Annotated in this window: 23 protein-coding genes; 12 read left to right on the top strand and 11 right to left on the bottom strand. The window is 55.5% G+C overall.

Going from position 1 to position 25339, the window contains the following annotated elements; translation table 11 throughout:
• The first annotated feature begins 129 nt into the window (after window positions 1–129).
• A complete protein-coding gene (locus C7433_RS03960; RefSeq protein WP_033737514.1) occupies window positions 130–378 on the top strand; it encodes a GlsB/YeaQ/YmgE family stress response membrane protein in 249 nt (82 codons plus the stop codon).
• Window positions 379–454: 76 nt separating this feature from the next.
• Here C7433_RS03960 and treA read toward each other — a convergent pair whose 3' ends face one another.
• On the bottom strand, window positions 455–2140 hold the full coding sequence (gene treA / locus C7433_RS03955) for an alpha,alpha-trehalase TreA (protein WP_110267666.1): 1686 nt from the start codon (window positions 2138–2140) through the stop codon (window positions 455–457).
• Between the two features lie 216 nt (window positions 2141–2356).
• Between treA and ghrA the strand changes: the two genes are divergently transcribed.
• Genes ghrA through C7433_RS03940 form a run of 3 tightly spaced genes read left to right on the top strand, consistent with a single transcriptional unit; the run spans window position 2357 to window position 4670 of the window.
• Window positions 2357–3298 (top strand): glyoxylate/hydroxypyruvate reductase GhrA, encoded by a 942-nt coding sequence (gene ghrA / locus C7433_RS03950; protein ID WP_058701366.1) that lies wholly within the window; start codon window positions 2357–2359, stop codon window positions 3296–3298.
• A gap of 37 nt (window positions 3299–3335) precedes the next feature.
• The gene (locus C7433_RS03945) at window positions 3336–4073 is read left to right on the top strand and encodes a phosphatase (protein WP_006119703.1); all 738 of its coding nucleotides are present in this window, start codon (window positions 3336–3338) and stop codon (window positions 4071–4073) included.
• Window positions 4074–4100: 27 nt separating this feature from the next.
• Window positions 4101–4670, top strand: coding sequence for a molecular chaperone (locus C7433_RS03940; protein ID WP_006119701.1), 570 nt, complete (start codon window positions 4101–4103; stop codon window positions 4668–4670).
• Between the two features lies 1 nt (window position 4671).
• Here the strand turns inward: C7433_RS03940 and C7433_RS03935 are convergent, their stop codons facing one another.
• Window positions 4672–6033: a CoA transferase gene (locus C7433_RS03935; protein WP_110267665.1), complete on the bottom strand. Its 1362-nt coding sequence runs from the start codon at window positions 6031–6033 to the stop codon at window positions 4672–4674.
• Window positions 6034–6080: 47 nt separating this feature from the next.
• The gene (locus C7433_RS03930; protein WP_006119699.1) at window positions 6081–6965 is read right to left on the bottom strand and encodes a DMT family transporter; all 885 of its coding nucleotides are present in this window, start codon (window positions 6963–6965) and stop codon (window positions 6081–6083) included.
• 176 nt (window positions 6966–7141) lie between these two features.
• On the opposite strand from C7433_RS03930, the gene C7433_RS03925 reads away from it, so the two are divergent.
• Window positions 7142–7864, top strand: a complete 723-nt coding sequence (locus C7433_RS03925) for a glutamine amidotransferase (RefSeq protein WP_033737507.1) — start codon at window positions 7142–7144, stop codon at window positions 7862–7864.
• Here the strand turns inward: C7433_RS03925 and C7433_RS03920 are convergent.
• Window positions 7852–8415 (bottom strand): class I SAM-dependent methyltransferase, encoded by a 564-nt coding sequence (locus tag C7433_RS03920; protein WP_110267664.1) that lies wholly within the window; start codon window positions 8413–8415, stop codon window positions 7852–7854. The two genes, C7433_RS03925 and C7433_RS03920, sit on opposite strands and share 13 nt — an antisense overlap.
• Before the next feature lie 234 nt (window positions 8416–8649).
• On the opposite strand from C7433_RS03920, the gene C7433_RS03915 reads away from it, so the two are divergent.
• The 3 genes from C7433_RS03915 (at window position 8650) to C7433_RS03905 (ending at window position 12207) form a co-directional block, all read left to right on the top strand.
• Window positions 8650–10170 carry an aldehyde dehydrogenase family protein gene (locus tag C7433_RS03915; RefSeq protein ID WP_006119696.1) on the top strand — a complete coding sequence of 507 codons (1521 nt, stop codon included), beginning with the start codon at window positions 8650–8652 and terminating at the stop codon, window positions 10168–10170.
• Between the two features lie 174 nt (window positions 10171–10344).
• Window positions 10345–10533, top strand: a complete 189-nt coding sequence (locus C7433_RS03910) for a hypothetical protein (protein WP_110267663.1) — start codon at window positions 10345–10347, stop codon at window positions 10531–10533.
• Window positions 10534–10998: 465 nt separating this feature from the next.
• Complete coding sequence (locus C7433_RS03905; protein WP_033737503.1) at window positions 10999–12207, top strand: cupin domain-containing protein; 1209 nt, start codon at window positions 10999–11001, stop codon at window positions 12205–12207.
• A gap of 42 nt (window positions 12208–12249) precedes the next feature.
• Here C7433_RS03905 and C7433_RS03900 read toward each other — a convergent pair whose 3' ends face one another.
• The 7 genes from C7433_RS03900 to C7433_RS03870 all read right to left on the bottom strand — a co-directional run bounded on the left by C7433_RS03900 (window position 12250) and on the right by C7433_RS03870 (window position 20570).
• Window positions 12250–12939 carry an ASCH domain-containing protein gene (locus C7433_RS03900; protein WP_110267662.1) on the bottom strand — a complete coding sequence of 230 codons (690 nt, stop codon included), beginning with the start codon at window positions 12937–12939 and terminating at the stop codon, window positions 12250–12252.
• 51 nt (window positions 12940–12990) lie between these two features.
• Window positions 12991–13941, bottom strand: a complete 951-nt coding sequence (locus C7433_RS03895; RefSeq protein WP_110267820.1) for an alpha/beta hydrolase — start codon at window positions 13939–13941, stop codon at window positions 12991–12993.
• 127 nt (window positions 13942–14068) lie between these two features.
• A complete protein-coding gene (locus C7433_RS03890) occupies window positions 14069–15541 on the bottom strand; it encodes a glycoside hydrolase family 1 protein (protein ID WP_110267661.1) in 1473 nt (490 codons plus the stop codon).
• A gap of 10 nt (window positions 15542–15551) precedes the next feature.
• Window positions 15552–17399 (bottom strand): beta-glucoside-specific PTS transporter subunit IIABC, encoded by a 1848-nt coding sequence (locus tag C7433_RS03885; RefSeq protein WP_110267660.1) that lies wholly within the window; start codon window positions 17397–17399, stop codon window positions 15552–15554.
• 123 nt (window positions 17400–17522) lie between these two features.
• Entirely contained in the window at window positions 17523–18377 is an 855-nt protein-coding gene (gene licT / locus C7433_RS03880) for a BglG family transcription antiterminator LicT (protein ID WP_110267659.1), read from the bottom strand.
• Window positions 18378–18836: 459 nt separating this feature from the next.
• Window positions 18837–19397: a hypothetical protein gene (locus C7433_RS03875; protein ID WP_110267658.1), complete on the bottom strand. Its 561-nt coding sequence runs from the start codon at window positions 19395–19397 to the stop codon at window positions 18837–18839.
• Window positions 19398–19649: 252 nt separating this feature from the next.
• Window positions 19650–20570 (bottom strand): LysR family transcriptional regulator, encoded by a 921-nt coding sequence (locus tag C7433_RS03870; protein WP_058701353.1) that lies wholly within the window; start codon window positions 20568–20570, stop codon window positions 19650–19652.
• A gap of 119 nt (window positions 20571–20689) precedes the next feature.
• On the opposite strand from C7433_RS03870, the gene C7433_RS03865 reads away from it, so the two are divergent.
• The 4 genes from C7433_RS03865 (at window position 20690) to C7433_RS03850 (ending at window position 25325) form a co-directional block, all read left to right on the top strand.
• Window positions 20690–21079: a tautomerase family protein gene (locus tag C7433_RS03865; protein ID WP_058701352.1), complete on the top strand. Its 390-nt coding sequence runs from the start codon at window positions 20690–20692 to the stop codon at window positions 21077–21079.
• 390 nt (window positions 21080–21469) lie between these two features.
• Window positions 21470–22477: an N-acetyltransferase DgcN gene (dgcN, locus tag C7433_RS03860; RefSeq protein WP_033737483.1), complete on the top strand. Its 1008-nt coding sequence runs from the start codon at window positions 21470–21472 to the stop codon at window positions 22475–22477.
• A gap of 1 nt (window position 22478) precedes the next feature.
• A complete protein-coding gene (gene dgcA, locus C7433_RS03855) occupies window positions 22479–23444 on the top strand; it encodes an N-acetyl-D-Glu racemase DgcA (protein ID WP_023328925.1) in 966 nt (321 codons plus the stop codon).
• A 15-nt stretch (window positions 23445–23459) separates the two neighbouring features.
• Window positions 23460–25325, top strand: coding sequence for an ABC transporter ATP-binding protein (locus C7433_RS03850; protein WP_058701351.1), 1866 nt, complete (start codon window positions 23460–23462; stop codon window positions 25323–25325).
• Window positions 25326–25339: the final 14 nt, after the last annotated feature.

Raw genomic sequence — 25339 nt, 5'->3', positions numbered from 1 at the left:
CTTTAACACAATAACCACTATCATAACCTTCACGCGCAGCATTTTTAAAAATTGCGACTATACTAAGCGCGTGAACCGCTTGATTAATCAGGCGATCGCCATTGACTAACCAAAAGGAAGGAGTAACAGATGGGTATTATTTCATGGATCATCTTTGGTTTAATCGCTGGTATCCTGGCGAAGTGGATCATGCCAGGCAAAGATGGTGGTGGATTCATCATTACTATTATTCTGGGTATCGTGGGTGCCGTTGTCGGTGGGTGGATCAGTACCTTCTTCGGCTTTGGCCGTGTGGACGGGTTCAACTTCGGTAGCTTTGTCGTCGCGGTCATCGGCGCGCTGGTTGTGCTGTTTATCTACCGCAAAGTACGCAGTTAACGTACGCAGATAACCAAAAAAGGCCCGCCTCGCAGCGGGCCTTTTTTATGTTAACGCGATCTCTCGCCTGCTCGCTTTATTCCGCGCTGCTTTGCGCCTCGGGAATATCGTGGGCGCTATTACAGGTTTTATCTTTCGGACAATATTTATCCAGCAATTTTAACGTGACCCCGTTCGTCCAGCCAAAACCGTCCTGAAGCGGATATTCACCACCGCCGCCGCCGCCAAGATTGTTGCCTTCGACCACGTATTTTTCGACCAGCTTATGCTCTTTATCGTACGTCAGCTGAACGTTACGCAGGAAACGCAGGCCCACCTGCTGCGCCAGTTGCGGCTTTTTATAGTGCTCCAGCCCTTCAACGGCCACCCACTGCAGCGGTGCCCAGCCGTTGGGAGCGTCCCATTGCTGGCCGTTGTTCACTGTGGTGGTCACCAGACCGCCCGGTTTCAGCAGCTGTTTTTCCACCGCGCTGGCGGTGCTGTCAGCCTGTTTGTCACTGGCAATCTGCATATAGAGCGGAAACAGCGTAGCAGCCGTTAGCTGCGGATGAATCTTACGCGTTTTCCAGTCGTAGTCGGCGTACCAGCCCTGTTTGCTGTCCCACAGATAGCGGTTAATCGCCGCCTGACGTTTTTCAGCCCGATCGGCAAAGGCTTTAGCCTGCGCATCCTGTTTATTCAGGCGATACGCCGTCGAGAGCGTTTTTTCCAGATGGAACATCAGGCTGTTGAGATCGACCGGGGCCAGTTGCGTGGTGCGGATGGTCGAAAGGTTATGCGCATCGGTAAACCAGCGTGAGCTGAAATCCCAGCCCGATGCCGCACCGGCGCGCAGATCACGATACATCTCTGCTTTGTTGCGCTGTGGCGCTTTGTTTGCCGTTGCAATGTCGTCCATCCATGATTCGGTACGCGGCACGTCGCGTGCGTCCCAGTAGCGGTTCAGCACTGTCCCGTCGGCCAGTTTGACCACCCGCTTGCTGGCATTACCTGCGGCGACGCTGTCGCTGTCCGCCATCCAGTAATCGTACTCTTTTTGTAACTGCGGCAAATAACGCACATAGACGTTATCGCCTTCATGCGTCGCCAGCAGATCCACCATCAGGCTAAAGAATGGCGGCTGTGAGCGACTCAGATAGTAAGTGCGGTTGCCGTTGGGAATGTGGCCATAGCGATCCAGCAGCGAGGCGAAGTTGTCCACCATATCCTGCACTTTATCCCAGTGGCCGCTTTCCGCCAGGCCGAGCATGGTAAAGTAGCTGTCCCAGTAGTAAACCTCACGGAAACGCCCGCCTGGCACCACATAGGGTTTGGGCAACGGCAGCAACGAGTCATATTTTCCTGTGTTACTTGTCGTCCGCGTTAACACCGGCCACAGGCCGTTAATATGGTCACGAAGGTTCTGGCCCGCAGGCGGCACATATTTGTCACTGTCGGTGGGCAGGGTGAAATTCGCGGCGACGAAGCGCTTTAAATCAAAACCGCGCTGATTCTTCTGCATCTGCCAGTCGGCCAGAATGGAGGACGGATCATATTTAGGCACGGCATCTGCAAACGTTTTTTGGTCAGGGTAAAATTTTGCCTGTTGTACGGCATTGAACAACGGTCCTAAACGGACATCGGGCGGCTGGGGTTGACTGGTCAGTAATCGGGAATCCTCGGCTGCCCAGGTGCTGAAAACGGTCGCACTTAACAACACGCCAAGCAAAACGGGCGCATGACGTTGAGACCGTTTAGTCGTTGTTACCTCAGTGTTTCTCATCGGTGTTTCTCCTTGTCCGAAATGTGATCATGTGTCACGCATTGACCACTCTCCAACTTTAGACCTTAACCGCAATTTTCACCCTTTCGTCCGGCGGAAATGTGAAGCGGCGTAACTTATTGATGATCATAGCCTGCGAAATTTTGTGCTTTTTTTTCAGGCTGCGCTTGCCCTCAGACCACTTTTCCCCGAGGCTGAGAAAAAAAGAGGATCACTATGGACATCATCTGGTTTCATCCATCGCAACCTGCTGACGACTGGATCAGCGGATTACAGCAGCGCTTACCTCATGCACGTGTCCGTCACTGGACGACCGACGATACGTCCCCGGCAGATTATGCGCTGGTCCGTTCGCCGCCACCGGCCATGCTGCGGGGCCGCAATGACCTGAAAGGGGTATTTGCGCTGGGGGCGGGCGTAGACGAAATTTTGCGTCAGCTGCAGCAAAACCCGGACATGCTGGCAGACAGTGTTCCCCTTTATCGTCTGGAAGACACAGGCATGGCGCAACAGATGCAGGAGTACGCGGTCTGTCGGGTGCTGGGCTGGTTTCGGCGCTTTGATGATTACCAACAGCAGCAGCAGTCGGCCCAGTGGCAACCGCTGCCGTCGTATTCGCGTGACCAGTTTCATATCGGGATTTTAGGCGCGGGCGTGCTGGGGCAACAGGTGGCGAAAAGCCTGGCGGCCTGGGGATTCCCGGTGCGCGTCTGGAGCCGTTCAGCCAAGCAGATTGCCGGTGTGACCAGCTTCGCCGGGCGCGACGCGCTGGACGATTTCCTGCGTGACACTCAGGTACTGATCAATCTGCTGCCCAGCACCGCAGAAACGCGCAATCTGATTGATCAGAAACTGTTAGCCCGGTTGCCGCAGGGCGCGTTTTTCCTTAACCTCGCTCGTGGGGATCAGGTCGTGGAAGCCGATTTGCTCACCGCCCTGGATAGCGGGCAAATAAAGGGCGCCGCACTGGATGTTTTCCAGGTCGAGCCACTGCCTGCCGATCATCCGTTGTGGTTCCATCCGCGCGTCACAATTACTCCGCATAATGCGGCGGTCACCCTGAAAGAGGAAGCGATGGACTACATTGCCCGCGCGATTACTCAACTTGAAGCAGGTGAAAACCCACAGGGCTACGTCGACCGCCAACGTGGCTATTAACGATTCGGGCCCTAACCGGCCCCTACAGGAGCAGACAATGTATCCCGTCGATCTTCACATGCACACGGTTGCCAGCACCCATGCCTACAGCACGCTACATGATTATGTCGCGCAGGCTAAACTGAACGGCCTGAAACTGTTTGCCATCACCGATCACGGCCCGGATATGGCCGATGCACCGCACTACTGGCACTTTGTGAATATGCGCATCTGGCCCCGTATCATTGACGGCGTGGCGATCCTGCGCGGCATCGAGGCCAACATCAAAAACCAGCAGGGCGAAATCGACTGTTCCGGCCCGATGCTGGAATCGCTGGATCTGATTGTGGCGGGCTTCCACGAACCCGTCTATGCACCGCGCGACCTTACTCAGAATACCGAGGCGATGATTGCCGCCATGGCGGGAGGGTTAGTGCATATCATCAGCCATCCCGGTAACCCGAAATATCCCGTTGATATCCCGGCGATTACCGAAGCGGCCGCACACTACGATGTGGCGCTGGAGCTGAACAATTCCTCCTTTACCCATTCGCGTCCGGGCAGCGAACCGAACTGCCGGGCAATTGCCGAAGCCGTCGGCAAGGCGGGCGGACGCCTGGCCTTCGGCTCTGATTCCCATACGGCATTTACTCTGGGTAATTTTGAGCACTGCCTGCGTATCGCCAGAGAAGTGGATTTTCCGGAGGATCGCGTGTTAAATGTCACGCCGCGTCGCCTGCTCGATTTTCTGGCGCTGCGCACGGGCAAGACGATCCCCGAGCTGGCGGACTTTTAATTTTTCTCCTTCAAGGAATTCTGACTCATGAATGAGTTTTCCATTCTGTGCCGCATTATCGGCTCGCTGTTTAACCGCCATCCGCAGGATCCCCTGCTGGCACCGCTGTTTACGCTGATTCGCGAAGGCAAACTGGCGGCGCAGTGGCCGCTGGAGCAGGATGCGCTGTTGAAACGGTTACAGCAGAGCAGCGATCCGCAGGCACTGACTGCCGACTATGAGGCGCTGTTTGTTGGCGAATCATGTAACGTTTCGCCCTTTGCCTCACACTGGCCGGAAGGAAAGCCGGAGTCCGAGATCCGCGCCTTTTTAACCTCGCGCGGTATGCCGCTGGGTGAAGCACCGACGGACCATTTTGGCGCGCTGTTGCTGGCGGCGTCATGGCTGGAAGATCAGTCTGCGGCAGACGAAAGCGCCGCTCAACTGGCGCTGTTTGATACCTTTCTGATGCCGTGGTGCGGCGCGTTCCTGGGCAAAGTCGAGGCGCATGCCACTACCGCCTTTTACCGCACCCTGGCCGAGTTGAGCCGTGAAGCGATTCAGGCCATGTACGATGAGCTGGTGGAAAGCGCCAGCGAGCAGGGCGACGACGCCTGATTTACCACGTCGCCGGATGGCTGCCGGGTGGGCAGCCGGGCGTGGCACACTTCAGGGCGGTGCCGGGCAGCCATGCGGCGGAGTGCAGACGCACGCCGATTCCCCACGGTGTAAGTTCCAGGCTGGGCTGATTGTCGCTGTGCTGCGGGATGATCCCCGAATGGGCCATGTCGCTGGCGTAACGGTGCTGCTCCAGCAGCCAGGCGGTGCGCGCCAGCGAGAGGCGCGTCTGACTTCCGCTGCCTTCATGAAGGCGCTGACGCAGACCGGCCAGCACGGCCGCCGCTATCAGGTAACCCGTGGCATGATCCAGCGCCTGAACCGGCAGAGGCACCGGTGCAGTATGTTGCTTCCAGCGCATGCCCTGTTCGGCAATACCGCAACCCATCTGCACCAGACTGTCGAAACCGCGCCGGTTGCGCCAGGGGCCCTGCCAGCCCCAGGCATTCAGGCCCACGTCCACCAGGCCGGGACACAGGCTTTGCAGCGATTCCGCATCAAATCCCAGCTTTTCCAGCGCATCGGCACGGTAACCGTGCACAAGCACATCGGCCTGTTTCAGCAACCAGATAAACTGCGCACGGTCAGCGGGCTGTTTCAGGTCCAGCACGGCGCGGCGCTTGCCGCAGGCAAGCTCCTCATCCGCGCCCGGCTCCTGCCAGCCGGGTGGATCGATACGCAACACATTTGCCCCCAGGCTGGCGAGAAAGCGCGTGGCCACCGGGCCCGCGATGATGCGCGTCAGATCCAGCACCCTGATGCCCAGTAACGGACGCGCGTCGGGCAACGCCCAGTCGACCGCAGGGCCTTCGGTCATGGTCTGCCGGGCAAACAACGGTTCATGTATGACGGCCAGTCCCTGCGGGTGCTGTCGCCAGGCTTCAGCACTGCGCATTTCGGCAGCGCAACCGCCAGCGTCAATCACGGCCTGCTCCAGCTCGGTAGCCTGCCACTGCGCCACTTCCCGCGCCAGCGCATCCCGATCCGGATGCTGACCCAGCACGCTCTCCATCGCCAGGCGATGGTGGGGCGCATTGGTATGCAGACGGATCCAGCCGTTGCGGCAGGCGTAATCGCCCGCGAAGGCATCCCACAGTGCGGGTGCAGGGCGGTTAAGCGGCATAAAACTGTGCTGGAACCAGCGTGAGGCAAGGCGGACATTGATCTGTGCACGGACAGGACGATTGAGTAATTCAGCGATGCCCTGCGTCGCTAATCCCAGACTGGTGGCCGCCAGTTCACTGACGGCATAGGCGGAGGAAAAGGCCGCGTGATCGGTGAAAACGGGCAGCGCGTGTGGCGCAGGGTTGCCATGCAATCCTTGCCACATCTGCTGCCAGAGTGCGTTGGCCAGATGATTCATGCTACAGGCTCCTGAAGCGGACGATTCCTGAAGCATAGCATGTGCCTTTAACGACGTCGTAAGCGCGGAAACCGGGCGTGCATGCGCAGATTACGCAGGTTGATTACCGCAATGGTAGTGCCGAGGATCACCAGCGAGGCACCAATAATTTTGAAACTGTTCAGGCTGTCGCCCAGCACCACAATGCCCATGATCACTGCCAGCACCGGTGTCAGCAGGGAGTAGGGCATAATCAGGTTAACGTTGTATTTCTTCAGTAGTGAATACCACAAGGTATAGGCGACTACCGAAGAGGCAATCGCACTGTAGAGAATGGCAAACCAGCCGCGCCAGCCCGCATGTTGCAGGGCATAAAGCTGATGTGATTCGGACATATAGCTGGCCGCGCCGACAATGGGCAACGCCAGAAACGCGATCCAGCCCGTCATGGTCAGCGGCTTAATCGGGGGCGATTTTTTCACAATCAGATTGCTCACCGCCCAGCCCGTGGCGCTGCACAGCAGGATACAGAGCACCCACCAGGCGGGGATCGTCGGGCTGCCGGACAGCACCACTACACCGCTCAGCGAAATCATAATGCCGATAAGCTGGATAAGCCGCAGCTTCTCTTTCAGGAATACCATCGCCAGCAGCATCGCAATCGGCGTGCCCAGTTGCACCACAATCGCTCCTGTTCCGGCATCGGTGTAACGCATGCCGAGAAACAGCAGCGAGAAGTGCATAAAGCCAAACGTAAAGGCCAACAGTAACAGCCAGGGAAACTGTTGACGGTTAATCCGGCAAAACGGTACCAGGACAATCGCCACGACGAAAAACCGCATCCAGGTCAGGAACAGGGGCGGTAAATCCACTAAGCCCCATTTCACCGCCACGTTATTAAAGGCCCAGATGGACACGACCATCAGAACCGTAAAGAAATGCCGCACTGCCACAATGTCATCCTTTGAAAAAACACGTTACCCGATAATCATGGCATGAACCCGCGCGGTTAAGACAATGATTAACGTTTTTTTTATTTAGTTAACTCTAAAAATTCATAAGACTTTTACAACAGTTGCTGTCAGACTGATTTTCCGAAACGTTAACGCCTGTGAGGATCCGATTCGGTATGACTTATGCACCTGCCTTGCCGCTTGCCCTGATTCAGTTAGATGTTCCTCCTGCCAGTGTGGTCGAAAAAATCGGTGAACAGCCGGTCTGGTTTATTGATGCTCTGAATTTACAGCCTGAAGATTACCTTATCGTCCGTCCGCATCTGGGTGAGCCGTTGCCACAGTTTACTGAAATCTCCGGCGCGGTATTAAGCGGTTCGTGGGCAATGGTGACTGACCATGAGGAGTGGAGCGAACGCACCGCTGCCTGGGTTCGCGCGGGGATGGACGCGCAGTTGCCACTACTGGGCGTGTGCTACGGCCATCAGCTCATGGCGTATGCGCTGGGAGGTAAAGTCGCGGACAACCCTCATGGCTGGGAACGGGGATTACTGGCGCTGAACACGACGACCGCGGCGAAGCACGATCCCCTGCTTGCGACCCTGCCGGAACACTTCGAGGCCTGGCTTTCTCATCGTCAGTCGGTGGTGATACCGCCGCCGCAGTCGACGATTCTGGCACAGTCAGAAAAAGATCCCTGCCAGGTATTGCGCTATTCGCCGAATGCGCTGTCCATGCAGTTCCATCCCGAATTTGATCGCCAGATTATGGATGCCTGTCTGCCCGACGATGTAGACAGCGATGGCGCCGAACTGCAGGGGGCGGACTGGGCACGCAGCATTTTAACCCATTTCTGGCTGCAAACGCGCCCGGCGGTCGACAGCGCTCAGGGCGCATAGTGACGGGTGCAGCGGTAAACCCAGGCGGGCGGCACGTTTTTTAAAACCCGCTGACGTTCCCAGGTAAAGTAACGGGACAAATCGGGCTGGGTCAGGGATGTGTACTGAAACTGTACAAAGACGGCGTTGGGGCCCAGCGCGTGGAAAACCGCCTGTAAAATCGCCTCGCGCAGTTCCGGCGACAGCGACAGAAGCGGAAGGCCAGAAAAAATAGCGTCATAGCTGCCGTTCAGGTACTCCGCCGAACAGGTGCGTACCGTCATGCGTTCATCATCCAGCGCGTTAAGCTTTTGTGCCAGCGCGCTGCTGATTTCAAATACGTCCAGTGTGGCCTCAGGTGCCATCTTTGCCAGCAGGCGACGCGTCAGCACACCATCGCCTGCGCCTAACTCAGCGATCCGGAATTGATGACGCCAGTCGACCGCTTCCACCATGGTGCGACACAGCGCTTCGGAAGACGGGGTGATGCTGCCCATCTTGCGCGGATTGCGGATGAACTGGTGGACGAAATCTGCTTTTGCGCGCATTAACGTGAAAGCCGAAGCCAACATGCTGACCTACCTCCAGAGTGAACATATCCTCATATTGACCTCATTCGCGCCGAAAGTTTCCAGTTAACAGACGAAGCGGTAAAAAGTCGGAATTATCTGTAGTAGCTCTGGCGGGTATTTCCTTCGCCGCGGTCACAGTTTAGGGACAACAAACCTGTCAGGCTGGCGCTGATCGAATATGTTAACAACAAGTTTCATAGTTGTTTCACATCACACAGCGTAAGGAGATCCAGCATGCGTTATGCCGCTCCAGGAGAACAGGGTTCTCTCATCACTTTGCAGAAGCACTACGGCAATTTCATCAACGGCGAGTTCGTCGCCCCGGTAAACGGTAACTATTTTACCAATACGTCCCCCGTTAACGGCTCAGCCGCGGGCGAGTTTCCCCGATCGGACAAGGCCGATGTCGATAAGGCCGTGGCGGCGGCCGCCGCAGCCGCTGACGCATGGGGCAAAACCTCACCTCAGCAACGTGCGCTGGTACTGTTAAAAATTGCTGACCGCCTGGAAGAAAATCTGGAATACATGGCGGTCAATGAAACATGGGATAACGGTAAGCCGGTGCGGGAAACGCTGGCTGCAGATATGCCGCTGGCGGTGGATCATTTCCGTTATTTCGCCGGTTGCGTCAGGGCGCAGGAGGGCAGCGCAGCTGAAATCGACGAGTTTACCGCCGCCTATCACTTCCACGAGCCACTGGGCGTGGTGGCGCAGATTATTCCGTGGAACTTCCCGCTGTTGATGGCGGCCTGGAAGCTGGCACCGGCACTGGGTGCGGGCAACTGCGTGGTGCTTAAACCGGCAGAACAAACGCCGCTGTCGATCACGCTGTTTGTTGAACTGATTCAAGATCTGCTGCCGCCCGGTGTGGTGAACGTGGTTCACGGCTACGGAAAAGAAGCCGGTGAGGCGCTGGCCTCGCATCCCGGTATTGCCAAGGTGGCCTTTACCGGATCGACGGCGACGGGCGGACACATTCTGGAGCTGGCGGCGAAAAGCCTGATCCCGTCCACCGTTGAGCTGGGCGGTAAATCACCCAACATCTTCTTCGAAGACATTATGCAGGCCGAAGAGAGCTTCATTGAAAAAGCGGCAGAGGGCGTAGTGCTGGGCTTCCTGAATCAGGGCGAAGTCTGTACCTGCCCGTCGCGCGCGCTGGTGCAGGAATCCATCTATGAGCCCTTTATGGCGGCGGTGCTTAAACGTATCAAAACCATCAGACGCGGCGATCCGCTGGATACGGAGACCATGGTCGGTGCTCAGGCGTCACAGCAGCAGTTCGACAAAATACTCTCGTATCTGGAGATTGCCCGTCAGGAAGGGGCCGAAATCCTCACCGGCGGCGGCGTTGAAAAGCTCGACGATGCACTTGCCAGCGGCTACTACATCCAGCCGACGCTGCTGAAAGGCAACAACAGCATGCGCGTCTTCCAGGAGGAGATCTTTGGACCGGTCGTCGGCATCACTACCTTTAAAGACGAGGCAGAAGCTATCGCCATCGCCAATGATTCTATCTATGGGCTGGGCGCGGGCGTCTGGACGCGGGATATCAACCGCGCCTATCGGGTGGGCCGTGCGATCAAAGCCGGTCGCGTCTGGACTAACTGTTACCATCTCTATCCTGCCCATGCCGCCTTTGGCGGGTACAAGAAATCGGGCATTGGTCGTGAAACCCACAAGATGATGCTCGATCACTATCAGCAGACTAAAAACCTGCTGGTGAGTTACAGCATTCAGCCACTTGGCTTCTTCTGACCTGGTGCGGCGTGCCCTGTGCACGCCGCATTTTCCTCTGATTGTTGTCATATAAGCGTAATCTGCTTGTGACAGGGTGATTAGCGGCTATTATCGATCCTTCGCAGTGATCATTTCGTGCCTGTGTTGACTGGATTACCTGCTTCACTATGGATAACTGAACAGAGACGATTTATGCAAAATGCTTACGACTATCTGAACCTGATGGATGAGGTGCTCGACGGACCGGAAGAGAGCATCATCATCGTTAACCTGCCTGAACGGCACAGCGCTTACCTGTCTTGTGCGCAACAACCTGATGCGCCTTTCTCCTCACTCGCACCCCAACAGGCCGCCAGACCGCGTCGGGACGGCGTGTTCTGACAGGAGGTTCACGTCGGGTCACGCAGGTTATGTCGGCCAGACGCCGCACTCGTCCGACTTATCTGCGCCTTGGTCAGGCGGTCAGGACACCACCGTCATGCTGGCCGCATAACCTGATCGCCCGTTATACAGTCAATTCAACTTATGCCTGCTCAGTCACCCGCCTGCGCCGGTGCACTCACTGGCCTGCACCTGTAACAAAGTGTGACCAAAAACGATACGAAGGCCGGACGCGAAAATTATCTTTTCGTGCCAGTTCTGGGGCAGTATCAATAAGAAAACTTAACCATTCCTAAACCAGCGGCAAAGAGTTCGCACGCGTTGATAACTTCTGCGCCATACCTGTCTTGTGGTTGTCATCAAAATTTACATATCACATAAATAAAATTTAACTTTCCCCGCTATACATTCCTTAGGACAGTGCATGTCGGCGACTTTATCAGCAAGGAACGAGGTAGTGTATTTATGAGTAAATTAACCCGAAGAAGTTTTATGGCTTTTGCGGCGGGCGGCACCGTCGCGCTGGCGGCCGGACAGGTGCACGCGCATGACAGCATCCAGTCTTTTTCCGGCGGGGGCCGCGATCCCGGCCCGCACGATCCGATCCGCGAAGCCGAAAACCCGGATATCGTGAATCCACCGGCGACGGACAGCGGCACGTTACCGAATCTGCGCTTTTCCTTCAGTGACGCGCACGTTCGTAAAAGCAGCGGTGGATGGACCCGCCAGGTCACTCAACGTGAGCTCGGCGTCTCCACCACGATTGCGGGCGTGGATATGCGCCTCAATGCCGGGGGCATTCGTGAGCTGCACTGGCATAAAGAGGGCGAATGGGCCTACATGACCTATGGCAACGCCCGCGTCACGGCGTTTGATACCGACGGCACCTGGTTCGTGGACGATATTGGCGTGGGTGATTTGTGGTATTTCCCGCCGGGCATTCCGCACTCTATTCAGGGCCTGGGGCCGGACGGCTGTGAGTTCCTGCTGGCCTTTGACAACGGTGGATTCGATGAAGACAGCACCTTCCTGCTGTCTGACTGGTTTAAACATATTCCGCCCGAGATCCTGGCGAAAAACTTTAAGGTTCCTGTCTCAACCTTTGCGAAACTACCGTCACCGCAGGACGAATATATCTTTGCCGCACCGGTGCCCGGCAGCCTGTCATCGGTGCAAGTACAAGGGGCAACCAAAGCCAAGCGCACCTTTACTCACCGTATGCTGGCGCAGGACCCGATCAAAGCGCCAGGCGGCACGGTCCGCATCACCGACTCTTCCACCTTTAAGGTCTCCAAAACCATTGCGGCGGCACTGGTCGAGATCGAACCCGGTGGCTTGCGTGAGCTGCACTGGCATCCAAACAACGATGAGTGGCAATACTATCTGGAAGGCGAAGGACGCATGGGCGTGTTTGGTTCATCCGGCCAGGCCAGAACCTTTGATTACCGGGCCGGAGATGTCGGCTATGTGCCGTTCGCCATGGGGCACTATGTGGAAAACACCGGCAAGGGGCCGCTGCGGTTCCTGGAGCTGTTCAAAAGCGATTATTACGCTGACATTTCACTGAATCAATGGCTGGCCGGTACGCCACGCGACCTGGTGAAACAACACCTGCAACTGGACGATGCGTTTATGGATGCGCTGTCGTTGCAGAAAAACCCGGTAGTGAAATAGCCAGGCGGGCGCATCCGTCTTCAGGATGCGCCGGTATCCGCACTAAAAATCCGGTTCTGCTGCGGGGCTGGCCTGATGAAAAATCATCTGCCAGCCTTGCGTTGCGTGGTACACCCAATGGAACGACCGCCATGCGGCATGGCGGCCATCGGGTCTTGCGGTACGGTAAAGCAACAGGGCGTGATGTGTTCCTGTCTGTATCAGCTGAAAATCGCGGCTGACGATTGCCGGCGCATGCGCTTCAGCTTGTACCGCAATCGTCTGCGCGCGATTCACCCGCACGCCCGAGCGGGTAATTTCCTGAAATTCAGGATGCAGTCGCTGCGCCAGCCAGGCTGCATCGTAACGTTTTTCCTGATGCAGACTGCATTCCAGCGCCGTCAACGCGGCCAGCAGTGTCTGATAGCGTCCTGTCTCCGTCTCACAGGGGGCGGAGTGATGTATCACTGCCACCTGAGAATCGAGCTGAATAGCGGGATAGTGCTCCTGCATGCCTGCCAGCAGTTCCGCATCGGGCCATTCCTCATCTTTGCCCAGATGCTGCGCGACGGATGACAGCGGCATCATGACAACCCGTTCAACAGTCACAATGACGCTGTCAGCAGGATCTTCGTGGTTGATATAACGCAGCGGACCGGGCGTAATGGCCTGTTCCTGCCAGCGTATCGTATGGCGTTTGTTGCCCGCCCGCACCGCTGTCATCAGGCGAGGCACAATGTGCAGCATTTGCATCACTTCACTCCGTGAGCCCTGGATGGACGTTAACCCTGGCCTGGCTGAGTATCAGGGCGCAAAGCGCGACAGCCAGATTTGGCGCAGTTCCCGGGCCTGCAACGATACTGCCGCCGTCTCACTGCCGTGGAAACCATGAAATGCGCCCGGCCAGACGTGCAACTCCACGGCAACCCCGGCGCGGATTAACCGCTGTGCATAGTCGAGGTTCTCATCCAGAAACAGGTCCAGCGTGCCCACGCCAATCCAGGCCGGGGGAAGTCCGCGCAGGTCTGTGGCGCGAGCGGGGGCCGCATAAGGCGAAACGGCTTCGCCACCGGGCGCTTCGCCCAGCAGCGCCGACCAGCCGATGCGGTTGTATTCCCGCGTCCAGACAAACTCGCCGGTCACGGGATTGGGGTGGGTTTCGGTGACCGTGCGGTCATCCAGCATCGGGAACATCAGATTCTGAAAGGCCAGCGTGGGGCCATTCCGATCGCGGGTGAACAGCGCCAGTGAGGCCGCCAGCCCGGCACCGGCGCTGTCGCCCATAACACCGATACGTGCCGGATCGATGCCCAGCATCGCGGCTTCATTCACCATCCAGTTCAGCACCTGATAGCTGTCTTCCAGCGATCCCGGAAATACGGTTTCCGGTGACAGCCGATAGTCCACCGAGACCACCACACAGTTATGTCGCCGTGCCGTCGCGCTGGTCAGCGACAGGGACTGCTCCGGGCTGCCAAACAGATGACCGCCGCCATGAAGATGTAATATGCCCATGCGTTTACCGGCGGCCGCAACGGGCGTGATCACACAGACTCTGACCGACGGATGGCCGGGAAACGCGATCAGGTGTTCATCAATGTTCAGCCCCTGGTCGCGGTACGACTGGACCTGCTTAAGCGCAGCATCCTGGCGCTGCTGGCGTAGCGTAATGATTGAGTCAGGCGTGAGTTCCAGCGGCGCGCTGTTAGCGAGCAGGGGACGTAGCTCGGGATCGACGAGATGCAGCGTGTTCAACTTAACCCTCTCTTCAGGTTGATGTGACAGCAACGTGTTTCTGCCAGATATGCATGGTAGCGGCTGAGATCAAAATGACCTGCTGACAGCGACTGCCAGCAGGTCACAGCAATGGCGTTCAACCGGCTTAATGACCTGTGTCTTCGCCATTAGAGGCTATCAGTTTTTTATACCAGTGATAGCTCTTTTTTAAGGTACGTTTCTGCGTGCCATTGCCCATATCGTCCTGATCCACGTAGATAAACCCATAACGTTTAGACATCTGCGCCGTACCTGCGCTCACCACGTCAATCGGTCCCCACCAGGTGTAGCCAAACAGGGGAACGCCATCTGCAATGGCCTCTTTCATTTGCACGACGTGCTGGCGCAGGTAGTCAATGCGGTAATCGTCATCAATACTGCCATCGGCCTTGACGGTATCCACTGCGCCCAGGCCGTTTTCGGCAATAAAGAGCGGCTTTTGATAGCGATCATACAGCTGATTCAGTGCCAGGCGCAGGCCTTTGGGATCGATTTGCCAGCCCCATTCACTGGTTTCCAGGTGCGGATTTCTGATGCCGCCGGTGATCAGGTTGCCCTGCGCGCCGGTGAGTTTTTCAGGATGGGCGCTGACCGTACTGGACATGTAATAGCTAAAGGAAACAAAGTCCACCGGATGTTGCCGCAGGATTTCATCGTCGCCCACGGCTTTAATCAGCTGTACGCCTTTTTCCGCCAGCATTCTTTCTGCATAAGCCGGATAGTAGCCGCGTGCCTGCACATCGCTAAAAAACAACGACACGCGCTGCATCTCTTCGCACGCCTGCACATCATCCGGATGGCAGGTGTGCGGATACAGGATTTGATAGCTGATCATACAGCCCACCTGCGCCCCGGGAATAATGGCGTGGCAAGCCTTTGTCGCCAGCGCGCTGGCGACAAACTGATGATGGGCACCCTGGTATTTATCCTGTTCAATATGCGGGTGACCTTCTTCAATTACGCCAATGCTCACGTAAGGGTGATGCTTAACACAGTTGATCTCGTTGAACGTCATCCAGTATTTCACTTTCTTGCGATAGCGCATGAAAACTGTGGTGGCAAAACGCACATAGAAATCTACCAGTTGGCGATTGGGCCAGCCGCCGTAATCCGTCACCAGCGCAAGCGGCATTTCATAATGTGACAATGACACAATCGGTTCGATCCCGTGAGCGAGCAGAGCATCCAGCACTGCATCATAAAACTGCAGGCCCGCCTCGTTGGGTTCTGCTTCATCGCCGCGTGGAAAGATGCGCGTCCAGGCAATCGACATCCTGAAGCACCTGAATCCCATCCCGGCGAACAGCGCGATATCCTCTTTAAAGCGGGTGTAAAACCCGTTGCCTTTACGTTTGGGATAATATTTTTTGCTCTCCGGATTCTGTGCTTCCGCTACCTGCGCATGGGTCATGCTTAACCACTGATCCAGCCACTGGTCTTGTGGTGTGGATGCGTCAAAGGTGTACACATCCGATACGGACAGCCCTTTACCGCCGACATGCCAGGCGCCCTCAAGCTGATTCGCGGCCGTGGCACCGCCCCACAGAAAATCTTCGGGAAAAGAGGGTGAATACGTCATGCTTTGCTCCTTAAACCGCCGCAGCGGTGAGTGTCAGAAAAGCGTCACGGCAGGCGATATGTCCCCCGGCTTTTACCGGGCGAACCTCGCCATAGCGTTCGCAGTTGGTCACGATTACAATCACGCTCGGATCGATGCCTTCGGCCTCAAGCGCGTTCAGATCGAATGTGATCAGCAGATCGCCGGTGCGGATAAACTGGCCCGGCTGAATATGGCTGGTGAAATGGCGGCCGCCGAGTTTCACGGTATCGATGCCAATGTGGATCAGGATTTCCGCGCCAGTGTCACTTTTCAGCCCCAGCGCGTGGTGGGTTTCAAAGAGCGACTCGACGCGGCCATCAATGGGGGAGCGCAACTTGCCGCCGGTCGGATAAATCGCCAGCCCTTTGCCAAAAATTTCATCGGCAAAAACCGGATCGGCTAAGGCGCTTAACGGAGTGATCTCACCGCTGACCGGCGCAAAAAGCCTTACGTGGTCCTGCGTATGATGACAGTGTGAGGAGGCTGTATTGTCCACGTTCTTCCGGGGCGCTTCCTTAAAACCCAGTATGACGGTCAGCAGGGCCGCACTGGAAAAGGCAATGACCAGACTCAGCAGTGCTGATAAGAAGGTGGGACCAACCAGGGCGGGAATGCCGGGCAGGCCGCTGAGTGCAAACGCATAGGTTTTTACGCCCATCGCCATCGCAAACGCGCCACCACAGGCACCGCCAAGCAGAGCGGCGGCAAAGGGACGTTTGTAGCGAATGTTGATGCCGTACATCGCAGGCTCGGTGATGCCCATGGCAGCACTGAAGCTGGTGGTAAGCGCCAGCGATTTAAGCTTTTTATCCCGGGCCCGCAGAAAGACGCCAAACGCCGCACCGGCCTGACCAAGGTTGGCCACATAGAAAAGAATTTTAAACGGGTCGAATCCCAGATGGCTGATGTTATGGATCATGACCGGCACCAGCACATAGTGCATGCCGGTAATAATAATCAGCGACAACGTCCCGCCGACCACCACGCCCGCGATAATGCCCATGTTTTCGACCAGCCAGATAATGCCCCCGGTCAGCGCGTTACCGGCAAAAATCCCTAATGGCCCGATAGCGATCAGCGTCACCGGCGTGACGATAAGCAGGCTTAAAAGCGGAACAAACATGGTTTTGAGGGCGGCAGGGATAACGCGGTCAATCAGGCGCTCCACGTAACTCAACAGCCAGATTGATAGCAGGACCGGAATGACTGTCGAAGCATAGTTCACCGTGGGAACGGGTAAACCCAGAAAACGTATCGGCTCACCTGCGGTAAAGAGGGTTTGCAGGGCAGGGTGAAAGAGTGATGCCGCCAGCGCAACAGCGACATAAGGATTGGCACCAAAGCGTTTTGCCGCACTGAACGCCAGCGCCAGCGGCAAAAAATAGAACACGCCATCACTGATCGCCAGCAGGATCTGGTAGCTCTGGTTTTGTGTCTCCAGCCAGTGAAACGCCACCATTAGCGCCAGAATGCCCTTGAGAATCCCTGCACCCGCTATGGCCGGAATAATCGGTGAGAAGATGCCGGACAATCCTTCAAGCACTGCGGAAACAGGGTTACAGCGCGAAGCAGGGCGGACAGAAGCTTCCTGAAGCGGAAGCTGACTGAGCAGCGCATCGCACAGTGGTTTGACATCATTACCGATGATGAGTTGAAACTGGTCGCCAGAAATATTAACCCCGATCACGCCATCCAGTGCTTCAAGCGCGTGACGGTCGGCTTTACTGTTATCTCTTAGTAAAAAACGCAGGCGGGTAATGCAGTGAAATAAAGACTGTACGTTATCTTTTCCGCCTATCAGGGGAATAATTTGCTGTGCGGTGTCCTGATAATTCATAAATCCCTCCAGACTGAAGTCGATATGACGTCATCCACAATGACCGGCATAAACCGGGTGGCATATTTTCTGGGGTTTGCCTGATTAAACAGTCACAAGCCGGTAAAGCAGTTCAGTAATGCATTATGGGGTGTCAACATCATGCGCACTGCGCTGCACGATGTTTTCAATGTGTACCGTTAGATAGAGTTTTTCTGAGTGACTCATACTGTGGTGATAATGTTTTTTTACGAAGGTGCTGATGGCTTCTACGCACTCAAACGTTCGGGCATATCGCTGTTGTGCCAGCGTGAATAATTCCTCGTCGTCGTTATTTAATACTTCGCCATCAATGACCCGCTGCGCAAAGAATTTTAAATGGGTAATGAAGCGCTGGTAATTCAGACTGTGTTCATCGCGGGTCAGCGTAAAAAAGTATTTTACGATTTGTTGTAACTGACAGAGGAGTTGGGTGATTTTAGTGGTTTTGCCTAAGTTATCATTGAGCCCGGCATTTACGATATGCAGCGCAATACTGCAGGCTTCGCTGTCTGGTAGCACGGTGCCGGTGCGGGCCACTACCATGCCCAGTGCCTGGCGGCCAATCGCATATTCTGCGGTGTAAAAATGACGGACTTCCCATTCCAGTGGGTTGGCGAGCAGCGCGTTATTTTTATGACGTTCCAGCGCAAAGTAGAGGTGATCGGCCAGCGTGACATACAGCCCTTCGCTTAGTTTATGCTTCAGCGTTTCATGCGCCAGGCTGACGATATCAGCGGTCAACTGGAGAATATCGATGGGAATTTCACTGACCAGATCTTTAAAGCGTGCAGAGATGCCTGAATCTTGCAGCCGAAATATCTTTTCTGCTTCGTGCAGATGAATACGGGCCCCGTTGCGTGTATTAAATCCCAGCCCCCGACCGGTTAAAATCACTTCAAGGCCGTTATCATCTACGGCACTGACCACATTATTATTCAGTATTTGTCTGACCAGCATCGCTCACTCCTGAAACACAATCGGGCAAAACATAAATACAGCGTTGAAGGGATTATCCCTCAGCCTGCATTCAGGTTTTGCCCGATAATCGGTAACAAGCGTGATGCCGGTTAATCCTGGCACCTGGAAAATTGATATTCAATATGAAATTGTGCAGTGAGTCATCTGGCGCGCTGATTTGTGATCCGCTTTACGAAAAGTAATAGATAAAGCCGTTACGTGATCGGGGGGAATGGGCGATGCCGGCGGGTTAGTGCGCTGGCAGGTGAGGGGCAGAGGTGTTGGGTAGCAGGCAGCTCGGGAATGAGAAGATACGTGATGGCTGTTAAAAAATGAACGTCTGCTTTGAGCGAGAAGCGGAAGTTCTCAATCGTTCTCACTACGGGTTAAGGCATTACTAACATTACGATGTTTCAATTAACTGGGTTAAGGTCACACCTTTGAGGATACTGAAAAAAATTACCGAACAAGCAGATCCAACCAATCTGGGTTTTCAATTTTACGTGAATAGGGCAACATTGCGCGATTAATCAACTCAAAGAATTCTGACTCCTCCATCCTTGCGGCTTCGCTTGTGCCAGGCCCCTCCCATTCATCAAAGAGATGCCAGTAAAGCGATTTCAAGGTATCGACCACTGCAGTGAAAATCTTTACATTAGGTTCAAGCCAATGACACACCAGAAAATACATTTTCTGCTCTGCATCATGGATGGACGCGGATTGGGAAAGTTGACTCATAAATAGCTTGATCCAGACCAATGCTGCTGTTTTTAGCGGTGGCAGGCTTATCTGCTGCTCTGCCATGTACCGTGACATATATAATTCAACCTCGGCCCGTACAGATTGATTATCAAGCCCCAGTGAAGCGAGGATTAAAAGAGTCTCTGAATCATTTCCTTCGATAATTTGATCTTCAGCCCATGCAATGATCATGCAGTCCAGATCATTGTGAAGAAATGGATATTTTCTTGAAAATACAAGCAACCCAAACATCTCATTGAGCGTGTATACTGATGGCATCTGATATTCCCTTTCCTGAATTTTAACATGAACTCTGGCAGTGATAATTTCTGAGTCCATTACCACTTGAACGTTGAGTCTATGTAACTAAATGAAACTCCAATCAATCTTCATTTATCTTACCTATTGATTTAAATACTATAAAGATTAAAAACATACCGATTTTGGCTACATAAGCAGAAGTGTGCAACGTCCGCTCCTGACACAATGCAGCCCATCCGCACATAATCACCACCACCATTCTACTAAACTCTACTCCGCAAACCTCGCCCGCAGCCACCGAATAAACGTGGTCACAGCCTTAGGAACCTGCGCAGTATGCGGACGTACTACCCATAAGCTTTCGGCAAATGCGTCTACCGTTCGCCATGCGGGCAGAACCTGCGTTAGTGTCCCTGCAGCCAGCGCGGCTCGCGCACTAAAATCAGGAAGCAGGGCGATACCGAGTCCCTGTAATGCCGCATCGCGGACGGATTCGCTGTTATTAGTCGCAAAGTTTCCCTGTCCTTTCACCATTACGGTTTCCTCTCCGCCCGTTACTTTATGGAAATGCCATCGCGGCGGTTCCTGTCCGCGCAGATAGTACAGACAGTTATGCCGCTCCAGGTCGTCGGGCTTTTGCGGGGTGCCGTATTGCGCCAGGTAAGCGGGGGAGGCAACCAGAACCGCATGCGTGTCACACAACTTCAGCGCAATGTGGGTTTCCGGAAGTGTCTGGCTGTGACGGATGGCCAAATCAAAACCTTCACGAGTCAGTGATACCAGACGGTCGTTGACATCCAGTTGAATAGTGACCTGCGGGTACTCCCGGACAAAATCGCCAATGACCGGGACGAGCTGCTGGCGCGCAAAGGCTACCGGCGCACTGACACGCACCAGGCCTCTCACCGGGCCGGTTTCATCACGAATGCGTAAAAAGGATTGCTCAATTTGCGCAAAAGGATCGCGTAAGTTATCCACCAGTTTTTCGCCCGCCGAGGTCAGACGGACGCTGCGGGTAGTGCGCTGCACCAGTGCTGTGCCGGCCATATTCTCCAGCTCTTTGATTTTCTGACTCATGGCTGCCTTGCTGACCTCCAGCCGATCAGCCGCGCGGGTAAAATTTCCCGATTCAGCGAGTACCGTCAGCCAGTACAAATGCACCCACAGTTCATCCGTTCGGAATGCTTTCATCGGGATTGTTCAAAATAGCGAATAATCATTTCAGCCCTGTCTCTTTTTCTTTTCAACAGTAGTCGTCAACATAGCGCGACATCATACACTTACGATTCAGACCAACCGAGGGTTTATTTATGCCATTGCTGACATTCGACATCATTGAGGGACGTTCTGCTACGGAAATCAGAACAATGCTGGACGCTGCACATCGGGCTGTGCTCACCGCGTTTAACGTTCCCGAACGTGACCGTTATCAGATTGTTCACGAAAATAAAAATTATCAGATGGTGTTCCAGGATACCGGGCTGGGGTTTGAACGCAGCGACCGTCTGGTGATGGTCCGGGTGTTTACCAGCCCGAGAAGTGAAGAGCAAAAAACGCGTTTCATGGCGGAACTGGCACGGGAGCTGGCAGAACACTGTGGGGTGGATGGGAAAGATCTGATGATCAGCTTTATTACCAATGCGCCGGGTGACTGGAGCTTTGCGGATGGTGAAGCACAGTATCTGACCGGAAAGCTGTAATTACCGCGTTTCCTCTCGGTTGTCAGTCACAGCGTTTTGAGAGGAAAGATAACATCCTCACCACGCCCAAAGCGTGTTATCCGTGGCACCCGATACCACGCCGGGGCATTATGAAAGACAGCGTCGAAGTAAACGGCCTTGCTTCCCGTTGACTGACATTAAACGATATCTCTCCATGGATTCCCCAGCGGATATTATCCTTTTCCTATGACTCGTCCCGGCACCGGGGCCGATTTCACCCGGATTCGTTGAAATAACGCGGTTGCCATTACTTTTTTATCTGACTATAGCCTGCCGTTATACCCCGCCACCAAACAAGCATTCGTCACCTTTCAACACGCATGAAATAGTGGTTTCAGAACCTTACCTTTGTCTGAAACGAGAACTCTCATGCTAATCCCACAACCCTATTTACTTTTTCTTGGCGATGTTACCGATCCCCTCGCGGCAAAAACGGCGCGCGGTATTCATATCTGGCGACCGGAACAGTGCGTTGGCGAAATTAAACTGCCGGGCTGTACGGTCAGCCTGGGGCTGGATGAACTTGATATCGCCAGCGCCAAAGCGCGCGGCGCGAAAACGCTGGTGCTGGGCACCGCCAACGCAGGGGGGTATCTGCCCGAACACTGGCTGGATACGGTGAAAAGTGCCATTAAAGCCGGCATGAACGTGGCCAGTGGATTACATCATCGTCTGGTGGATGAGCCCGAGCTGGTCACGCTGGCAGAGACGTTTGGTGTTGCGCTTTTCGATTTACGTCATATGCGTCCGAAGTTGAGTGTCGGTAGCGGTAAGAAGCGTTCAGGCAAGCGGATACTCACGGTGGGGACCGACTGCTCAGTGGGCAAGATGTACACCTCACTGGCGCTGGAAGCGGCAATGCGTGCGCGCGGAATGAAAGCGGATTTTCGTGCCACGGGACAGACCGGGATTCTGGTTGCAGGGGAAGGCATTGCTGTGGATGCGGTAATCGCGGACTTTATTGCCGGTGCGGCGGAAGCCCTGTCTCCTGCCAACGATGATGATCACTGGGATATCGTGGAAGGGCAGGGATCGTTGTTCCATCCCTCTTACGCGGGCGTCAGTATGGGGCTTATGCACGGTGCGCAACCGCACTGGCTGGTGATGTGCCATGAAATGGGCCGTCCGCATATGCGCCATTTGCCGCATCAACCGATGGTCAGCCTGAAAGACTGCGTGGAAGCCAATCTGCGCGCCGCCCAGGTGACCAGTGAGTCCGTTCAACTGGCTGGCTTTGCGATTAACACCTCAAACTACACGGAAGAAGACGCGCGCGCCTATTGTGCTGAAATCCGTGCCGAATTCGGTTTACCGGCAACCGATCCGGTGCGTTTTGGTATCGATGACATCGCCGCGCTGCTTCAGGAGCGGGGCTGAGATGAGACAGGTGCAGATCAACGTGGTGGAACTGCCGCTGGCGCGACCGTTTGCTATCTCGCGCGGTGTGCGTACCGCCGTGACGGTTATCCGCGTCACGCTTGAGCAAAACGGCTTTATTGGGCAGGGCGAATGTACACCAACGGCGCGCTACGATGAAACGCCAGACAGCGTTCAGGCCCAGCTTGAGGCGGTACGTGCTGACGTGGAAGCAGGCCTGAGCCGCGATGATCTGCAACACCGTTTGCCTGCTGGCTCCGCGCGCAATGTGCTGGACTGCGCACTGTGGCGACTTGACGCCGCACGGGCCAGTCAAACGCTCTGGCAACAAAGTGCATGCCCGCCGCCACGCTCGGTCGTCACGGCGGAAACCCTCAGCCTCGATACGCTGGAAAACATGGCGCTGGCGGCGGCGGATGCCGTCTCGCGGGGTGCCATCCTGCTCAAAATCAAGCTTGACCGCGATGCGGTTCTGGAAAAAGTGGCGGCGATTCGCGCGGCGGCCCCGCGTGCGACGCTCATTATCGATGCCAATGAAGCCTGGTCGGGAATGGATCTGGAAAGCCTGCTGGTGGCGCTTCAGGCCTTTAACATCGCGATGGTCGAGCAACCGCTTCCCGCAGGTCAGGATCATGACCTGCAACGCTTTCGTCATCCTGTTCCCGTCTGCGCGGACGAGAGTTGCCACACGCGAGAGGACATTGCCAGCCTGCGTCATCGCTACGAGATGATCAACATCAAGCTGGATAAGTGCGGAGGTCTGACGGAAGCGCTGGCGATGGTCGATGAAGCGCACAAGCAGAACATGCGCATCATGGTCGGCTGCATGCTGGGTTCATCCCTGGCGATGGAAGCGGCATTGCCCGTGGCGGTGCACGCAGAGCACGTCGATTTAGATGGCCCGATCTGGCTGGCGGCCGACAGCTCTCCTTTTTTGAATTACTCCGATGGCCGTATCTGGCTGTAACGCGACGAGGCATTGATGACGGACACACGACTCACTTCTTCTGCCACACGTGCTGACGGTGCATCACCGGTGCTTGCTGTTCAGGACCTTAGCGTCTCATTTCGTGGACGCAGTGGTGAGAATCAGGCGCTGAAAGGCATCAGTTTCGCCATTTATCCAGGCGAAATTGTCGCCGTGGTGGGCGAGAGCGGCTCAGGTAAATCAGTCACGTCGCTGGCCGTGATGGGCTTGCTGGCGAGCAGCGGCCGTATCGATCGCGGCAGCATGCAGTTTCGCGATCGCCGCGGAGAAGTTCATGCGTTAGAAACGCTGGATGACAGTCAGCGCCGCACGTTGCGTGGCCGTGAAATGGCGATGATCTTTCAGGAGCCGATGACCTCACTGAATCCGGTGCTGCGTATCGATGATCAACTCACCGAAGCGTTACGCGACCATCATCAGTGCGACAAGAAACAGGCTCATGCGCGCGTACGTGAACTGCTGCGACAGGTACGTATTGCCGATGTCGATCGCGTCATGAAAAGCTATCCGCACGCGCTGTCTGGCGGAATGCGCCAGCGCGTAATGATTGCTCAGGCGCTGGCCTGTGATCCGCAACTCCTGATTGCCGACGAACCCACGACGGCGCTGGACGTCACCGTACAGGCGCGCATTTTACATATCCTGCGTGAGCTGCAACGCGAGAAAAACATGGCGGTCTTGTTTATCACCCATGATATGGGCGTTGTGGCGGAAATTGCGGATCGTGTTGTGGTCATGCTGCGTGGCGAAGTGGTCGAGCAGGGCACCGTGTCAGAGATTTTTGCCGCCCCGCAGCATGCATATACCAAAGCGTTGCTGGCAGCCGTGCCAAAACTGGGCGATATGCGCGAATACGCGTGGCCGCAACGCTTTCCCCTGTTGGGTGCACAACAGGCGGCGCAACACGAACAGCTGACGGCGCGCTACGACAGCGAACCGCTACTCGATGTACGTGGGCTAAAAGTGTATTACCCCATCCGCAGCGGCATCTTCTCGACCCATACGCATCATGTGCATGCGGTTGAGCAGATTGATTTCAGTCTGTGGCCGGGTGAAACCCTGGCCATCGTGGGTGAAAGCGGCTGCGGTAAATCGACCACCGGGCGTGCGCTGATGCGCCTGATCGCCAGTGAGGCGGAAAGCATCCACTTTGAAGGAAAGGAAATCTCTCATCTGAAAGAGACGGCATTCCAGCCGCTGCGCCGTGAAATTCAGATGGTGTTTCAGGACCCCTATGCGTCACTGAATCCACGTCTGACGGTGGGGTTTACCATTGCCGAGCCGTTGCTGTTGCATGGCATGGTGGACTCACTGGAACAGGCTTCTCCACACATCGATGCGCTGCTGACAAGCGTTGGGTTGTTGCCGGAGCACGCGCGCCGTTATCCGCACGAATTTTCGGGCGGTCAGCGCCAGCGTATTGCCATTGCCCGCGCGATGGCCCTGAAACCGAAAGTGATTATTGCTGATGAAGCCGTATCGGCCCTTGACGTTTCAATTCAGGCGCAGGTGGTGAATCTGATGATGGATCTCCAGCAGCAAACGGGCGTAGCCTGGATATTCATCTCTCATGATATGGCGGTCGTCGAGCGCATTGCCAACCGCGTGGCGGTGATGTACCTCGGCCAGATTGTCGAGCTCGGACCGCGCCAGTCGGTCTTTAATCAACCGCAACATCCTTATACCCAACGTCTGCTGGCCTCCGTGCCGGTGGCGGATCCCGAGAACCGTCAGCCTCGCCGTTTTGATGACAGCGAAATTCCTTCGCCGTTGCGAAAGGTGGGCGAAACGGTCACGAAACCCCGTTATCGGCAGGTTGCACCGCAACACTGGGTCGCTGACGGCATTGCATTGCGATAATCCTTAACGACCAG

Source organism: Pantoea sp. PNA 03-3 (assembly GCF_003201175.1).
Taxonomy (GTDB): Bacteria; Pseudomonadota; Gammaproteobacteria; order Enterobacterales; family Enterobacteriaceae; genus Pantoea; species Pantoea stewartii.
The sequence above is the reverse complement of the archived record's forward strand: the minus strand, read 5'-3'. Positions and strand labels throughout refer to the sequence as shown.

Bases quoted from the DNA above. Each gene is read 5' to 3' on its own strand.
- C7433_RS03960 (WP_033737514.1), top strand. From the start codon at position 130: ATGGGTATTATTTCATGGATCATCTTTGGTTTAATCGCTGGTATCCTG.
- treA (WP_110267666.1), bottom strand. From the start codon at position 2,140: ATGAGAAACACTGAGGTAACAACGACTAAACGGTCTCAACGTCATGCG.
- ghrA (WP_058701366.1), top strand. From the start codon at position 2,357: ATGGACATCATCTGGTTTCATCCATCGCAACCTGCTGACGACTGGATC.
- C7433_RS03945 (WP_006119703.1), top strand. From the start codon at position 3,336: ATGTATCCCGTCGATCTTCACATGCACACGGTTGCCAGCACCCATGCC.
- C7433_RS03940 (WP_006119701.1), top strand. From the start codon at position 4,101: ATGAATGAGTTTTCCATTCTGTGCCGCATTATCGGCTCGCTGTTTAAC.
- C7433_RS03935 (WP_110267665.1), bottom strand. From the start codon at position 6,033: ATGAATCATCTGGCCAACGCACTCTGGCAGCAGATGTGGCAAGGATTG.
- C7433_RS03925 (WP_033737507.1), top strand. From the start codon at position 7,142: ATGACTTATGCACCTGCCTTGCCGCTTGCCCTGATTCAGTTAGATGTT.
- C7433_RS03920 (WP_110267664.1), bottom strand. From the start codon at position 8,415: ATGTTGGCTTCGGCTTTCACGTTAATGCGCGCAAAAGCAGATTTCGTC.
- C7433_RS03915 (WP_006119696.1), top strand. From the start codon at position 8,650: ATGCGTTATGCCGCTCCAGGAGAACAGGGTTCTCTCATCACTTTGCAG.
- C7433_RS03910 (WP_110267663.1), top strand. From the start codon at position 10,345: ATGCAAAATGCTTACGACTATCTGAACCTGATGGATGAGGTGCTCGAC.
- C7433_RS03905 (WP_033737503.1), top strand. From the start codon at position 10,999: ATGAGTAAATTAACCCGAAGAAGTTTTATGGCTTTTGCGGCGGGCGGC.
- C7433_RS03900 (WP_110267662.1), bottom strand. From the start codon at position 12,939: ATGCAAATGCTGCACATTGTGCCTCGCCTGATGACAGCGGTGCGGGCG.
- C7433_RS03890 (WP_110267661.1), bottom strand. From the start codon at position 15,541: ATGACGTATTCACCCTCTTTTCCCGAAGATTTTCTGTGGGGCGGTGCC.
- C7433_RS03885 (WP_110267660.1), bottom strand. From the start codon at position 17,399: ATGAATTATCAGGACACCGCACAGCAAATTATTCCCCTGATAGGCGGA.
- licT (WP_110267659.1), bottom strand. From the start codon at position 18,377: ATGCTGGTCAGACAAATACTGAATAATAATGTGGTCAGTGCCGTAGAT.
- C7433_RS03875 (WP_110267658.1), bottom strand. From the start codon at position 19,397: ATGCCATCAGTATACACGCTCAATGAGATGTTTGGGTTGCTTGTATTT.
- C7433_RS03870 (WP_058701353.1), bottom strand. From the start codon at position 20,570: ATGAAAGCATTCCGAACGGATGAACTGTGGGTGCATTTGTACTGGCTG.
- C7433_RS03865 (WP_058701352.1), top strand. From the start codon at position 20,690: ATGCCATTGCTGACATTCGACATCATTGAGGGACGTTCTGCTACGGAA.
- dgcN (WP_033737483.1), top strand. From the start codon at position 21,470: ATGCTAATCCCACAACCCTATTTACTTTTTCTTGGCGATGTTACCGAT.
- dgcA (WP_023328925.1), top strand. From the start codon at position 22,479: ATGAGACAGGTGCAGATCAACGTGGTGGAACTGCCGCTGGCGCGACCG.
- C7433_RS03850 (WP_058701351.1), top strand. From the start codon at position 23,460: ATGACGGACACACGACTCACTTCTTCTGCCACACGTGCTGACGGTGCA.